The organism is Mesorhizobium sp. M1428, from assembly GCF_040317515.1.
Classification (GTDB): Bacteria; Pseudomonadota; Alphaproteobacteria; order Rhizobiales; family Rhizobiaceae; genus Mesorhizobium.
Genome location: NZ_JAMYKT010000005.1, coordinates 137,615 through 151,411, shown reverse-complemented (window position 1 = coordinate 151,411; position 13,797 = coordinate 137,615). Strand labels below are relative to the sequence as shown.

Sequence of the window (13,797 nt, the reverse complement as noted above, 5' to 3'; positions counted from 1 at the left end):
GCCGAAATCGTTGCAAAGGACGCATTGCTTCCCATATTCCGGCCACGGGCTTGGAAATGCCGTCAAAGCATTGTATTGAGCCGCCTCCAAATCAGCGGCCGCACAAGGCCTTGCCAGGATAAATTATGGAAACCGTACTGATCGTCGTCCACCTCATGGTCGTGCTCGCGCTTGTCGGCGTGGTGCTGCTGCAGCGCTCTGAAGGCGGCGGCCTCGGCATCGGCGGCGGATCGGGCTTCATGACCGCGCGTGGCGCCGCCAATGCGCTGACGCGGGCAACGGCGATCCTGGCTGCCGCTTTCTTCGTCACTTCGCTGACACTGTCGATCGTTGCGCGCTATGGCGAGAAGCCGATCGACATTCTCGATCGCGTGCCAGCGACCTCGGACGGCAAGGGCGTACTCAACCAATTGCCCGGAACCACGACGCCGACGCCGCCTTCGGGCACCACGGCGCCGACCCCGCCGTCCGGCAACGGCGCGGCAACGACGCCGCCGGCAACCGCTCCGGCGACGCCGCCAGCGACAAACGGCGCCACCGCGCCGGCCGCGCCGCAGGTCCCCAACCAGTAATCGGGCAACTTATGCCGCGATCTGTTGTCGTTTGAACACAGTCGCGGCAAATGCCGCACGATCACGAAGATTCGACTGCGCCTCACGCTTGAGGCGCTTCCGGCTAATCGATTATACGTTGCACGCGGCATTCTCGGCGTCCTTGGGGGGCGCCGGGCGACGCCGTGGGCAACAAGCATTGAACGATCGGATCTTCCCCATGCAGCTTCGCAGCTTCATTTTTGCCGGCCTTTGTGCCGTGCTCAGCCTAGGTGCGCCCGCTTACGCGGCCATGCCGACGGCAAATTCGGCCCATAAAGCCGCAGCAACAACCGACGTCGTCAACGTCGCTGCCAAAAGCGATGCAGCGCAATTGAAGCTTCTCAAGAAGAAGAAAGATCCGACGCCGGACGACCTTGCACAGATTCGCAAGATCGAAGCCAAGATCGCAGCCGACAAGGAAGCCGCTCGCGCCAAGGCACTCGAAGCCAGGAAGCTGGCGATGCGCGAGGCGGCGAAAGCCAAAGCCGATGCGGAACGGCAGGCATTCCTTGCCAAGAAGAGCCAGCCGCTCGCGACGGCCAAGGTGGCTAGCGCCACGCCGGCCAAGAAGAAGACCCTCAACATCATCGAACCTATTGCACCCATTGCGCCGATCCAGTCGGCCGAGCCGATCCCGGCCGAGGCCATGAACGTTGCGCTGACCGGCAACAATGGCGAGTTGCGCAGCGAACCGATCGGGCAGAAGCCGCAGAGCGTCGGGCTATTTGCGGGACTGTTCGGCGGCACATCCTCTTCGTCGATGTCGCTGCTTCCGGAAACACGCGCGCTCGACGCCGCGCTCGAAAGGAAGCAAGCCAAGCGGCAGTTCAAGGTCAAGCCGGAGTTCGTGCCGCAGGAGGTCGAATTCACCGGCTACAACCCCGGCACGATCGTCATCGATACCAGCGCCCGTCGTCTCTACCTCGTCGAATCATCGTCAACCGCCCGCCGTTATGCCATCGCGGTCGGCCGGGAAGGCCTGCAGTTCAAGGGTACGGTTGCCGTCGGCGACAAGCAGGAATGGCCGCGCTGGATTCCGACGCTGGATATGCAAAAGCGCGAACCCAAGCACTATGGCCAGTACAAGGACGGCATGCCCGGCGGCGGCGACAATCCGCTCGGTGCGCGCGCCATCTATCTTTACGACGGCAAGAAAGATACCCACCTGCGCATTCACGGCACCATCGCGCCGCAGTCGATCGGAACCAGCGCCTCCAATGGCTGCTTCCGCATGATCAACGAGCACGTCATGGACCTTTACCGCCGGGTGAAAGTAGGCACCAAAGTCGTCATCATCTGACGCTTTGACAGATCGTGCCAAAAGGGCCGGCCTCGCCGGCCCTTTTGTTTTGATACGCCAACGACCAGAGCGCCTTCTTGGGAAAAAGCCTTCGCGGCGGTTTTTTCTCTGGCGGAATCAATTCGGCCGCGTTAAGCGATGACTCCCATGGCGCGATATGTATTCATCACAGGCGGCGTGGTTTCCTCACTTGGAAAAGGCATTGCTGCAGCGGCCCTTGGGGCTCTCTTGCAGGCGCGGGGCTATCGCGCACGCATCAAAAAGCTCGACCCGTATCTCAATGTCGATCCCGGCACGATGTCGCCCTACCAGCACGGCGAAGTCTTCGTGACCGATGACGGGGCCGAGACCGATCTCGATCTTGGCCATTATGAGCGCTTCACCGGCCGCTCGGCCAACCAGCAAGATAACATCACCACCGGCCGCATCTATAAGAACATCATCGAGCGCGAGCGGCGCGGCGACTATCTCGGCGCCACCGTGCAGGTCATTCCGCACGTCACCGACGAGATCAAGAACTTCGTCCTCAACGGCAACGACGACTACGATTTCGTGCTGTGCGAGATCGGCGGCACCGTCGGCGACATCGAAGCGATGCCGTTTCTGGAGGCGATCCGCCAGCTCGGCAACGACCTGCCGCGCAACAACGCCGTCTACGTCCACCTGACCTTGATGCCTTATATCCCGACGGCGGGCGAACTGAAGACCAAGCCAACGCAGCATTCGGTCAAAGAGTTGCGCGGCATCGGCATTGCACCCGACATACTGCTGGTCCGCGCCGACCGGCCGATCCCCAAGGAAGAGCGCAGAAAGCTGTCGCTGTTCTGCAATGTCCGCGAAAGCGCCGTCATCCAGGCGCTCGACGTGCCGCATATCTACGACGTGCCGATGGCCTATCACAACGAAGGGCTGGATTCGGAAGTGCTGGCCGCCTTCGGCATCGATCCGGCGCCGAAGCCGCGCATGGAACGCTGGCAAGCGGTGTCCAACCGCATCCACAATCCGGAAGGCGAAGTGACCATTGCCGTCGTCGGCAAATATACCGGCCTCAAGGACGCCTACAAATCGCTGATCGAGGCGCTGTCGCATGGCGGCCTCGCCAACCGGGTCAAGGTCAAGCTTGACTGGATCGAAAGCGAGATATTCGAGAAGGAAGACCCGGCGCCGTGGCTGGAAAAGGTCCATGGCATTCTCGTCCCCGGCGGTTTTGGCGAACGCGGCTCGGAGGGCAAGATCCTGGCGGCGAAGTTCGCGCGCGAGCGCAAGGTGCCGTATTTCGGCATCTGCTTCGGCATGCAGATGGCCTGCATCGAGGCAGCACGTTCGCTGGCCGGCGTCGAGCACGCATCATCGACCGAGTTCGGTCCAACCGAGGAGCCGGTCGTCGGTCTGATGACCGAATGGCTGAAGGGCAACATGCTGGAAAAGCGCAGGGAAACCGGCGACCTCGGCGGTACCATGCGACTCGGTGCCTACCAGGCCGACCTCGCCAAGGGATCGAAGATCGCCGAGATCTATGGTGATACGCAGATTTCCGAACGCCATCGTCACCGCTATGAGGTTAATGTCGACTACAAGGAGCGGCTCGAGGATTGCGGCCTGGTGTTTGCCGGCATGTCGCCGGACGGCGTGCTGCCGGAAACGGTCGAATATCCCGACCACCCCTGGTTTATCGGCGTGCAGTATCATCCCGAGCTGAAAAGCCGGCCGCTCGATCCGCACCCGCTGTTTGCCAGCTTCATCGAGGCGGCGGTAGAGCAGTCGCGGCTGGTCTAGACTAGCCGCCCATGCAAACTTACGTCGCGCTGCTCTACAGCATTGTCCTGGGCGAGGGGCGGCGGGTCGTCATGTCCGATCTGAAAGCGATGGCCGAAGGCCTGGGTCTGAATAACCCGCGCACGCTGGTAGCGACCGGCAATCTGGTTTTTGAGGCGCAAGAAACAGAACTCGCGGCGTTGGGGCAGCGGCTGGAGGCGGCGTTCGCAAAGACTTTCGGCCGCCACGTCGACATCATCGTGCGTCGCGCCGACGGCTGGCTGAGGCTGGCGGCCGGCAATCCGTTCCCAGCCGAATCGGCCGACGCGGCGGACCAGGTGGCGGTGCGCGTGATGCGGGCGCCCGTTCCCGCCGAGGCCGCCGCGGCGCTTGACGCCTATGCCGGCAAGGGCGAGAAGCTGCGGATTGTCGGCGGCGACATCTGGATCGTCTTTTCCCGCGAGACGCCGAGTTCGCGGCTGCTTGCGGCGGTGAGCCACAAACGCCTCGGCATCGGCACCTCGCGCAACTGGAATACCGTGCGCCGCCTGGCCGAGATGGTCGCAGAATGAACGGGGCGGCTCGCGCCGCCCCGAATCCGCTCAAGCCTTGGCTATCCTGGCTCCAGCGCCGAGTGCCATCGTGCGCAGCACGTAATAGATGACGCCGGCAATTGCCACGCCGAAGAACCAGCCATAGACGCCCCACCATGACGGCAGCAGGCTGGTGAAGTTGGGCAGGATCGAGGAGAAGACCGCGCCTATTCCGGCGGCGATGAAGGCATTGACATGCCAGCCGCCCTGGAAGCGGAATTCGCCATTTTCCCGGTAGAGCGCCTCGACGTCGACCTCGCCCTTCCGGATCAGGTAGTAGTCGACCATCATCACGCCGAAGATCGGCCCCATCGTCGCGCCAATGATGTTGACGAAGGAGGCAGCACTGCCTTCCCAGGGCGCAAAAGGATAAAGCACAAGCGCGATCAGCGCCGCGATGTAGCCGCCCTTCTTGAAGTCGATCTGGCGTGGAAAGACGTTGGAGAAGTCGAAGGCCGGCGACACGAAGTTCGCCACCACATTGATGCCGAGCGTCGCCACCGCAAAGGTCAGGGCTGCGAGCGCCGCCAGGAACCAGCTATCGAATTTCGCCGAAATCTGGTCGGGATGCAGCAGCACCTCGCCATATACGTCGAAGGCGGCGATCGTAGTGACGCCGGCGACCAGCGAGAACAGGATAAGATTGATCGGCAGGCCCCAGATGTTGCCCTTGCGCAGCGATGCCTTGTCCGGGGCGTAGCGCGCGAAATCGCAGAAGTTGAGATAGAGCGCGGAGAAATAGGTCACCCAGATCGCCGCCACCGCAAACAGCGAGGTCCAGGAGCCCGGCGTGCCCGGCACGCCCGCGTCCTTTGTCTTTTCCAGCAGGACATCCATCGGGATGTCGCTGGTGAAGGCGAAGGTGCCTGCCTTGATGCAAAGGTAGATGGCCAGGATCAACATCATCACCCACACCGCCGGTCCGGCCCAATCCTGGAAGCGGCGCACCGTTTCCATGCCTTTCTGGATGATCAGGAGCTGCAGCGCCCAGATGACGACGAAGCAGATCACCTCGAGCCCGGAGTGGCCGAGGAAATGTGTGCTCTGGTTGAAGTCGGCGAACCATTGCGAGCGGATCAGCAGGGCTACGATCGCGCCGGAGGCGGCCGCCGTCTGCGCGCCGTACCAGAAGCAGGCGACGATGGCGCGCACCAGCGCCGGTATGTTGGCGCCCCAGATGCCGAAGGAGGCACGCGCCAGGACAGGGTAGGGCACCCCGGTCTTCACGCCGGCATAGCCGACCATGTTCATCAACGCATAGATGATCAGCGAACCGATACCGATGGCGATGATGAAGTTGACGAAGCCGCCGCAAAACAGGAACAGGCTGGCCGCCAGATAATAGCCCCACAGGCTGTGGACGTCCGACGTCCAGACGTTGAAGATCGAGAACGGTCCCCAGTTTCGAACCTTCGCCGGAGCGAGATCCTCATTGTACAGGTCCGGTGATGCGCCTTGTATGGTCATTGCAATGTCCTCCCCTTGTTACGACCCGCGCCTCCACGCATTGCACGCAGGTTAAGCCTGACGCGGGGGAACCGGCAAGCAGACGATTTGCCGGCTTTGGACTCAAAGACCTTCAATGAGAAACGCGCTTATCGGTCGGACGATGCCGTGGCTGCGATATTGAGCTTCGCCGCTGATTCGGTCGCTGCTTGCTTGCCGGCCGGTCGAGCACCGGCCACCGCCGACGTCTCGAAACTGGCTTCGAGCCAGGCTATCGCGCCGGTCACGTCATCGAGGGCATAGTTTGCGGCCGTCGGTCCGTTCGGCTTCACGCGGATGGAGATGCCGCCAATTTCATTGATCGCCTCGAAACCGTGTTCGTCCGATGTATCGTCTCCGAGGAATATCGGCCGCCGGCCGACAAAGGGCGGAATGTCCATAAAACGTCGGATGGCAGCACCTTTGACGGCTTCCAAAGGCATGAGCTCGACGCCGGCGTTTCCCGGAAGCACCCGATAACCCTTCGGAAGCCGGGCCAAAGCCTGTTCGACGAGCTGGATTGCGGGCGCAAGCAGTTGCGGGGCTGCTCTTGTATGAACGGCAAGGACCGGCCCCTTGCGTTCGACATACACCTTGCCGCTGCCCAGTTCGGCCTCGATCTCGTCGGCAAGGGCGGCGATGTCGGCCGGCGCGTCGGCGGCATCGATCGGACCGCTCGGCGTCAGCCGGTGCTCCAGGCCATACAGTCCGGCGATCCGCAGCTTCAGCGGATGGAACAGCTTGTCCACGGCGGGAATCGATCGGCCGGTGATGAAGGCGGCCGCACCATCCAGCCGCCGCTCTATGCGTCCGAGCAGATTGCGCAATTCCTCGCCGACGAACACTGCGTCGGGATGGGCAGCGTGCTCCAGCAGAGTTCCGTCGATGTCGAGGAAGAGCGCCCATTGCCCTGCCGGCAGGTTCAACGCCGGCGGTTGTTCAAAGCTTTTCACGATGCTGCCTTCCGTGCCCGCTCGAACATCGAGATGACGTTGTTGGTGTTCGATGGCGGGCGCTCGCCGGTTCCGGTCACCCTGTCGAGATCGCCGCGTTTGCGCAGGCGCGCCGCATCCAGCAGCATGCTGCCGGCCCAGCGGTAGACATTGTTGTCGCGGACCATCTCGCGCATCGGCCGCAAACGCTCGCGCTGCTCGTCCGGCGTCATCGTCAGCGCCTGCAACAGCGCCTCACTCATCATGGCCGCATCGTAGGGGTTGACGATCAGTGCTTCCAGCAGTTCGCGCGAGGCACCGGCAAAGGTGCTGAGCAAAAGCACGCCCTGTTCGTCGTCGCGCGCTGCGACGAATTCCTTGGCGACAAGGTTCATGCCGTCATGCAGGCTGGTGACCATGCAGATGTCGGCGGCGCGATAGACCTCGTAGACCTGCTCCTGCCGATGATGTTCGGCGACCATCAGGATAGGGCTGTATGTCTCGCTGCCATAGCGCCGGTTGAGCTCCTCGGCACAGCGACGGCATTCGTCATGGAGTTGCTGGTAGGCGGGCAATGTCCCCCGGCTCGGCGCCGCGATCTGCAGGAAAACCACCTTGCCTATCCATTCGGGATATCTCGTGAACAATTCGTCCAGGGCATGGAAGCGATCGAGAATGCCTTTCGTGTAGTCGAGGCGCTCGACGCCAACGCAGAGTTTGGTATCCGCAGACAGGCCGAATCTGTCGCGCACGCTGGCGCGGCACTCCTCCACAGACGGCAGTTTTGCCAGCAATTGGGCCGGCCATTCTATGGAAATGGGATAGGCGTGGACCAATGTGGTCTGTCCACCATAGGAGATTGCCGCGTCTGCCCGTTCGATCCGGCTCTCCAGAAAGCGGTCTACACTTTCGGTGAAGTTGTTGGCATGGAATTGGGTATGAAAGCCGATGATCGAACTGCCTAGCAGTCCTTCCAGGATCCGCTCACGCCACGGACAGATGCTGAACACTTCCGAATTGGGCCACGGGATATGCCAGAATGTGATGACGATGGCGTCCGGCAGGCGCTGGCGAATCATGCGCGGCAGCAGCGCGAAATGGTAGTCCTGCACCAGCACGATCGGCCGTTCGTTGCGGGCTTCGGCAACCACCGTATCGGCGAACTTGCGGTTGACGGCCTCGTAGGCGTCCCAGTCCGAGGCGCGAAACACGGGGCGGGTGAAGGCGATATGGCAAAGCGGCCATAGGCCCTCATTGGCGAAGCCCAGATAATAGCCCTGATATTCCTCCTCCGTCAGCCAGACCCTGCGCAGCGTGTAGGACGGGTTGCCGGGCGGCACCTGCACCCGGTCGTCCTTGTCGACGGTGAGGCGGTCTGCCGTGCCGCCGCCATAGGCGATCCAGGTGCCGGCACAGGCGCGGGTGATGGGTTCGAGTGCCGAAACCAGCCCGCTGGCCGGTACCAAAAGTTGCACCCCGTCATCCTTGATGTTGTGGATGTAGGGTTCGCGGTTGGACACCACGATGACCTGTGCGTCCGGCAGGTCGTCGGCCAGGATCTTGCGCAAGGTGTCGGGCGACCATGTGACCAGTGCCGCATCGGCCGACTGGCCGTTCTTTTCGAACTCGCGCAGCACCTTGCGTGCCGCTTCCGACGCGACATCCTCGCTCGGCGTGTATGCGGCCGCCGTTGCGCGGCCGCGGCGCTGGCGGGATATCGATAGGAGAATGGCAAAAGCGGAAAAGCCAAAACTTGCAATCAGCAAAACCCAGAGCAGGTTTACGGTATAATCTGACATGGAATGTGATCTCGCCTCCGGCCGGCCGATAGCCGTTTTTTATTTGTTTTTCTGGTTCGCTGCCGCGTGACGACAAACAGCTTCCCCCGCTCCCCATTTTTGCAACGCACAAAGAGGCTATCGGTTCCGGACGATTGCAATGCCGGGCGTCATTTTCGACGCGCCGCAGCGCGGCGGCATCAAGTGCGCACGATGAGCGGCACCATCCCTTCATACCGATCGGCGAGAAAGGCGACGACCCGGTCGCCGACACGCTGGAATGTGAGGTCGACCACCGTCGAGCCGACACCCAGATGCCGCAATGTCAACGTGTCGATGCCGATCGGCAGCCTTGGGCGGGTGACCCGGATTTCGCTGTTCCAGCCGTCGATTTCGAGGCCAAGGCAGGCCTGCATCAGCATGAAGGCCGATCCCGCCGACCAGGCTTGCGGCAGGCACGCGACGGGATAGGCGATGGGCGCTTCGCCCGGCGACCGGGTAAAGCCGCAGAACAGTTCCGGCAGCCGCATGTTGAAATGGACAGCCGATTCGAACGTGCCGCTCATCAGCCGGACCACGCTGTCGCGCACGCCATAACGTGCCAGGCCGGCACCGCACATGGCGGTGTCGTGCGGCCAGATCGAGCCATTGTGGTAGGACATCGGATTGAAGAATATCGCATCGTCGGCCAGCGTCCTCACTCCCCAACCAGAGTGGAACGACGCGGAGAGCAGCTGATCGGCGACCATCTGCGCCCGTTCCGGCTCGGGCAGCCCGACATAGAGAAGATGGCCGGCATTCGACGTCCGTACCTTGCAGAGCTCGCCTGCACCATCGATCGCCAGTGCATAGAAATTGAGATCGTCCATCCAGAAATGGCGTTCCACCGCGGCGCGCATGGTTTCGGCGCGTTCCTCCCAATGATCGGCCTTGTCGTCCTCGCCGCGGCGGCGGGCGAGCGCCGCCAGCCCACGGAACGCGGCAAAGACATAGCCTTGCACCTCGACCAGGGCGATCGGCCCCTTTGGCATGCGGCCATCGGCATGGAAGACGGAATCGAAACTGTCCTTCCAGCCCTGGTTGGCGAGGCCGGTCTCGGCGCCGCGCTGGTAGGTCACGAAGCCGGTCGCGCGGCTTGTCTCCTCCGTCCATTCGGCCGCTGCACAGAGCGATGGCCACAGGCTGTCGACGAACGCCATGTCGCCGGTACGATCCGCATAGGCGCAAGCGAGATGAATGTAGAGCGGCGTGGTATCGACACCGCCGTAGTAGCGGCCGAACGGGAGCTCCCGCAGTGCCGCCATCTCGCCCTTGCGGGTCTCGTGCATGATCTTGCCCGGCTGCGAATCGCTGAACGGCGACGTTTCGGTTGCCTGATGCTGTGCGAGAAAGGCGAGTACGCCGCGCGCCAGCCCAGGATTCAGCCACAGCATCTGCAGTGCGGAGATCACCCCGTCACGGCCAAATGCCGTCGAGAACCAGGGTATGCCGGCATAGGGGTAAGGTCCGGTTGCAAGCTCGGTGGTCAGCAGCGCCACATCCGCGCGCGCGCGTTCGATCCAGTCGTTGAAGACGCGGCCGGAGCTGTGCACCGTCGCACCGTGGCGGCGTTTGGCGCGCATGCCAAAGCGAGCGCGGGCGGCGGCAGCCCGAAAACGGTCGCGGTCGGGTGTCTCCGCCACTTCCGGGCCGACCTCGATATAGAGGACCTCGCTGCTGCGCTTCGTCACCGCAACCAGGAAATCCGCACGGCTGGCGGTCAAATTGTCCGGTGCCCGCGAGAACGAGATCGCCGACAGGCGCACGAGCTGGTCCAGCCCGTCATATCGAAGCACCACGGATGTCGGACTGGTCTCGGCGGCGTGGGCTATTCCGCGCTTGAGCCGGGTCGAACCGCGCACCTCGAACATGTCACGGAAATCTGCTGCGAAATGCAACGAGACCCGAATGGCCGACGATTCCTGGCTGTAGTTGGAAAGGGTGATGCGCTCGAACAGCCGGTCCTGCCAAAGCAGCCTGACGCGTTCTATGTGGATCGCGCCCTGCGGAATGTCGCGACCACCGACACTCTGGATCGGCAGATTGGTCAGGTTCGAGGTGAAAAGCACATTGTCCTGGCTGAGCGATGCGCCCAGCAGCGACATTTGCCGGCCACCCACCGTCAGCCGGAATTCCGAAAGCACACGCGTGTCGTCTCGGAAAAAGCCGTCGCCGGCGCCGCGGATGTCGCCATAGGCGTCGGCCACCGCGAAGCAGTCGCCTTGCTTGAGGGCGAACAGCCGGTGCGGCTCCCGGGGCGCAACCTCGTCGAGGGAGGCAAGGGCTACGGCTGGATCAAGCTTACGCTCGTCGAGTTGATTCATACGTCACAAGCTCTGTCGTTTCGTTCCAACGTCCACAATGACGCCGATCAGGATGCTCTCGCTTCACCGGGAGCGCCGATCAGGCGCGAATAGGCAGCCACATAGTCGTGGGCCATTCTCGTGGCAGAAAAACGGTTTTCGAATACGGCTCTCACCTGTCGCCGGTCGAGGCGCAGCAATTCCGGTATCGAGGCGACAGCAGCATCGACTGAATCGACAAGGAAACCGGTCACGCCGTGGTCGATGATCTCCGGCAGGGCACCGCATTTCCAGGCGATTACCGGCGTGCCGCAGGCCATAGCCTCTATCGCGGCAAGACCGAACGGCTCCGGCCAATCGATCGGAAACAGCAGGCCGGCCGCCTTGCCGAGGAATTCCGCTTTTCTGTCCTCTTCGATCTCGCCGACATAGTCGACACGGTCGCCGTCGATCAGCGGCTCGACGGTGTCGTGGAAAAAGGCGCGGTCGTCATCGCCGATCTTTGCCGCAAGCTTCAGTTTCAGCCCGGAGCGCAAGGCGATCTCGATGGCACGGTCCGGGCGCTTGTCGCGCGACAGCCGGCCGAGAAAGGCCAGATACGGCTCGTCTGCATCCGTCTCGAAAGTCGACTCGTAGATATTGATCGGCAGCCCGTGATGGATGGTCGCCAGCCAATTGGCCCTGGGTAACCCGGTTCTCTGGCTGCGCGAAATGGAGATCATCGGAAAGCGCGGAAAACGCTCGTAGGCCGGGGCCAGGTCGACATAGTCGAGCCTGCCATGCGGTGTCGTCACCGTCCGGTCGGGCATGTGTTCGAAGAAAGGAAAATGCAGGAAGTGGCTGAGATGGAAATGGATAATGTCGAACTGTTGCGCTCGGTTCCTCACCTCGGCCAGCATCGCGAGATGCGCCGCGGTTTCGGATTTGTGCGGGCGCGGATCGAGACGGAGCGCCCGCTCGCGACACGCTACCAATTTCGCCGACGTCTTGGTATCGCCGCTGGCGAACAGGGTCACGTCATGGCCAAGCTCGACCAATCCCTCGGTCAGATAGGAGACGATGCGCTCCGTCCCTCCATAGAACCGGGGTGGCACGGATTCATGGAGCGGCGCCACATGGGCTATTCTCATGTTTTGGCATTTCCCTCAAAAAGACTGCTCGTGGCATCGAAATGCATCAGCCGCGCTAACGTTCCCGTACAATGGCAAGATGTCACTCAATTGGGGCAAGATGTCACCCAATTGGAGCTGCCGGGCGCTTCCACCGCTGCTCGTCTGGTCCAGCCAACATTTTCCAGGCCAAGCCCTCTTTTGCCGGGAACCAAAGTCGAGTTCGCGAGTTTAGTGGGGTTCGATCGCACGCATCCGGTCGACGGGGAGGAAATGATGGACCGCTTGCAATTCTTTTCGCCCGTGCGGATTTTGCGCGGACAGGGACAGCCCGTGGAGGAGATCGACAACGTTGCCGAAGCTATGGCATTCTTGCGAAAATGGCCGGCCGGGCGGCGCGGGCCGGTTTACCAGTGCGCCGTGAATTGCTGCGCTGCGGCCATGGCCGGCCGGATGTCGGCCGAGGAAGCGAGAAAGGCTTTTGCCGGCTTCGCCCGGATCACCCGCCTGCTCGAGGGCGATAGGCCGTTGCCGATGAGCGGCGAGGATCGGCATCGCGATCACGCGTTGAGGCGATAGGCCAACTGCCGCAGATCGTCAGAGCAAGGGTATTCAGCCTGAGCGCCCGATCGGCGACCGCGAACAGGCGTTTGAGCTGAGCAACGGCGCCGTTTTCGCTGATGTAATCGCAATAGGCGATGTAATCGGGGTCGCGTGACAGATGGCGTTCCTCGGTGATGGCGCGGAGTGCGTAGACGGAGTTGAGCCCGAACAGGATGGCGGAATGCCGCAGCGCTTCAGCGGGTCCTGCGGCGGTGAGGAAAGGCACGGAGATCAGCCACCAGCAGAGGTTTTTCGAAACATAGGCCGGATGCTTGATCCAGCGATACGGTCCGCAGGTGATGATTCCGCGATTGGTGAGATTGGAAAATCTCAGGCCAAAGCTCACGGTGGACCAGACAAAAATCAAGATGCAGAAGAGGATCGCCGATCCCCAGAAAACCTGGAGCGCCGGTGAGGGCATCACCGCTGTCCAGTTGGCGCCCGTTTCGTAGTTCAGGTAGGCACGGGTAGCGGCGTTGATGGGTTCATAACAGGCAAGACAAACCAGCCAGCCGAACACGGTGGGTTCGACGCCGCGGATATGGTTGTCGAGGACACGCAGCGTGAAGACGTAGCCGACGACCGCGACAAGAACATCCACCATGAACAGGAGATCGATTGCAAAAGCGTGCCAGCGCATGATGTCGAACTGATACGGTTGTTCCAGCCCGGCCAGGATCGAACCCAGTGTGGAGCACAGATAGACGAACATCAGCGGCAGGAAGAAGCCTTTGACGATCCAGCCCCGCACATGCTGGCATATCTGCTCGGTTCGCTGCGGCACGGCGCCGCTAAGAACGAATGCACCGATTTCGGCATATGAATCTTCCGGATCGGTCTGCCGGCGGTCGACATAAGCAACATAAAACGGCGTGGCGACGAGCAGCGCCGGCAAGGTGTCGTAGAGCGCTGTCCAGTAGGGGCGTAAAACTCACGCCGGTATTCCGGCACTATCCAGTAGACTGCGGCAATGGTCGTGAGCGTAACGAAGAAGCCGATGAGCTTGCGCACGACACGCTCGGCTTCAAGCGCTCGCATCGGCTTGGCCTGCAATCCCGTTGAACGCCTTCGAAACGTCTGGAAATAAGCCGTGTCGACCGCGATCATTGCTGCAGCAGTAGCTGCAATGACAGTCATGGCCTGCAAATGCGCAGGCCAGCTTCTGTCGACGGGCATCGCGACGGCCAGCGCAAGACCAAGCAATCCTGCAAGGCCGGTGAGGGGCGCGGTCGCCGATTTCGGTTGGAGCGTCATACTACTACTCCCGTTGTCGTGAGGATCGATCGTCGTTGCCGGCCGCGTGGTCG

Annotated in this window: 12 protein-coding genes; 5 read left to right on the top strand and 7 right to left on the bottom strand. The window is 62.1% G+C overall.

The genetic code is table 11. The features are described from left to right. Positions 1-125 precede the first annotated feature (125 nt). The 4 genes from secG (at position 126) to NKG60_RS09560 (ending at position 4,220) form a co-directional block, all read left to right on the top strand. The gene (gene secG, locus NKG60_RS09575; protein WP_352665061.1) at positions 126-572 is read left to right on the top strand and encodes a preprotein translocase subunit SecG; all 447 of its coding nucleotides are present in this window, start codon (positions 126-128) and stop codon (positions 570-572) included. A 199-nt stretch (positions 573-771) separates the two neighbouring features. After that, a complete protein-coding gene (locus tag NKG60_RS09570) occupies positions 772-1,893 on the top strand; it encodes a L,D-transpeptidase (RefSeq protein WP_352665059.1) in 1,122 nt (373 codons plus the stop codon). A 147-nt stretch (positions 1,894-2,040) separates the two neighbouring features. Next, positions 2,041-3,669: a CTP synthase gene (gene pyrG, locus NKG60_RS09565; RefSeq protein WP_352448839.1), complete on the top strand. Its 1,629-nt coding sequence runs from the start codon at positions 2,041-2,043 to the stop codon at positions 3,667-3,669. Positions 3,670-3,680: 11 nt separating this feature from the next. Beyond that, entirely contained in the window at positions 3,681-4,220 is a 540-nt protein-coding gene (locus NKG60_RS09560; protein ID WP_352974882.1) for a DUF1697 domain-containing protein, read from the top strand. Between the two features lie 30 nt (positions 4,221-4,250). Here NKG60_RS09560 and NKG60_RS09555 read toward each other — a convergent pair whose 3' ends face one another. The 5 genes from NKG60_RS09555 to NKG60_RS09535 form a co-directional block, all read right to left on the bottom strand. Beyond that, on the bottom strand, positions 4,251-5,708 hold the full coding sequence (locus NKG60_RS09555) for an NCS1 family nucleobase:cation symporter-1 (protein WP_352665055.1): 1,458 nt from the start codon (positions 5,706-5,708) through the stop codon (positions 4,251-4,253). A gap of 128 nt (positions 5,709-5,836) precedes the next feature. Continuing rightward, on the bottom strand, positions 5,837-6,679 hold the full coding sequence (otsB, locus tag NKG60_RS09550; RefSeq protein WP_352665053.1) for a trehalose-phosphatase: 843 nt from the start codon (positions 6,677-6,679) through the stop codon (positions 5,837-5,839). Beyond that, positions 6,676-8,457 carry an alpha,alpha-trehalose-phosphate synthase (UDP-forming) gene (locus NKG60_RS09545; protein ID WP_352466252.1) on the bottom strand — a complete coding sequence of 594 codons (1,782 nt, stop codon included), beginning with the start codon at positions 8,455-8,457 and terminating at the stop codon, positions 6,676-6,678. Before NKG60_RS09545 ends, otsB begins: the two co-directional genes overlap by 4 nt. A 179-nt stretch (positions 8,458-8,636) precedes the next feature. After that, positions 8,637-10,799 carry an amylo-alpha-1,6-glucosidase gene (locus tag NKG60_RS09540; RefSeq protein ID WP_352665051.1) on the bottom strand — a complete coding sequence of 721 codons (2,163 nt, stop codon included), beginning with the start codon at positions 10,797-10,799 and terminating at the stop codon, positions 8,637-8,639. 47 nt (positions 10,800-10,846) lie between these two features. After that, the gene (locus tag NKG60_RS09535; protein WP_352665049.1) at positions 10,847-11,908 is read right to left on the bottom strand and encodes a glycosyltransferase family 4 protein; all 1,062 of its coding nucleotides are present in this window, start codon (positions 11,906-11,908) and stop codon (positions 10,847-10,849) included. Between NKG60_RS09535 and NKG60_RS32235 the strand changes: the two genes are divergently transcribed. Further along, positions 11,894-12,466: a DUF982 domain-containing protein gene (locus NKG60_RS32235; protein WP_502911914.1), complete on the top strand. Its 573-nt coding sequence runs from the start codon at positions 11,894-11,896 to the stop codon at positions 12,464-12,466. The two genes, NKG60_RS09535 and NKG60_RS32235, sit on opposite strands and share 15 nt — an antisense overlap. Here the strand turns inward: NKG60_RS32235 and NKG60_RS09525 are convergent. Together NKG60_RS09525 and NKG60_RS09520 are read right to left on the bottom strand one after the other, a co-directional pair. After that, on the bottom strand, positions 12,387-13,202 hold the full coding sequence (locus NKG60_RS09525) for a methyltransferase family protein (RefSeq protein ID WP_352868225.1): 816 nt from the start codon (positions 13,200-13,202) through the stop codon (positions 12,387-12,389). The genes NKG60_RS32235 and NKG60_RS09525 overlap by 80 nt on opposite strands. Continuing rightward, positions 13,202-13,744 (bottom strand): hypothetical protein, encoded by a 543-nt coding sequence (locus NKG60_RS09520; protein ID WP_352665043.1) that lies wholly within the window; start codon positions 13,742-13,744, stop codon positions 13,202-13,204. The genes NKG60_RS09525 and NKG60_RS09520 overlap by 1 nt, the downstream gene beginning before the upstream one ends. Positions 13,745-13,797: the final 53 nt, after the last annotated feature.

Excerpts from the sequence above, each read along its gene's own strand:
- NKG60_RS09525 (WP_352868225.1), bottom strand. The coding sequence starts at position 13,202 with ATGTTCGTCTATCTGTGCTCCACACTGGGTTCGATCCTGGCCGGGCTG.
- NKG60_RS09555 (WP_352665055.1), bottom strand. The coding sequence starts at position 5,708 with ATGACCATACAAGGCGCATCACCGGACCTGTACAATGAGGATCTCGCT.
- NKG60_RS32235 (WP_502911914.1), top strand. The coding sequence starts at position 11,894 with ATGGGCTATTCTCATGTTTTGGCATTTCCCTCAAAAAGACTGCTCGTG.
- NKG60_RS09560 (WP_352974882.1), top strand. The coding sequence starts at position 3,681 with ATGCAAACTTACGTCGCGCTGCTCTACAGCATTGTCCTGGGCGAGGGG.
- NKG60_RS09545 (WP_352466252.1), bottom strand. The coding sequence starts at position 8,457 with ATGTCAGATTATACCGTAAACCTGCTCTGGGTTTTGCTGATTGCAAGT.
- secG (WP_352665061.1), top strand. The coding sequence starts at position 126 with ATGGAAACCGTACTGATCGTCGTCCACCTCATGGTCGTGCTCGCGCTT.
- NKG60_RS09535 (WP_352665049.1), bottom strand. The coding sequence starts at position 11,908 with ATGAGAATAGCCCATGTGGCGCCGCTCCATGAATCCGTGCCACCCCGG.
- NKG60_RS09570 (WP_352665059.1), top strand. The coding sequence starts at position 772 with ATGCAGCTTCGCAGCTTCATTTTTGCCGGCCTTTGTGCCGTGCTCAGC.
- NKG60_RS09520 (WP_352665043.1), bottom strand. The coding sequence starts at position 13,744 with ATGACGCTCCAACCGAAATCGGCGACCGCGCCCCTCACCGGCCTTGCA.
- NKG60_RS09540 (WP_352665051.1), bottom strand. The coding sequence starts at position 10,799 with ATGAATCAACTCGACGAGCGTAAGCTTGATCCAGCCGTAGCCCTTGCC.
- pyrG (WP_352448839.1), top strand. The coding sequence starts at position 2,041 with ATGGCGCGATATGTATTCATCACAGGCGGCGTGGTTTCCTCACTTGGA.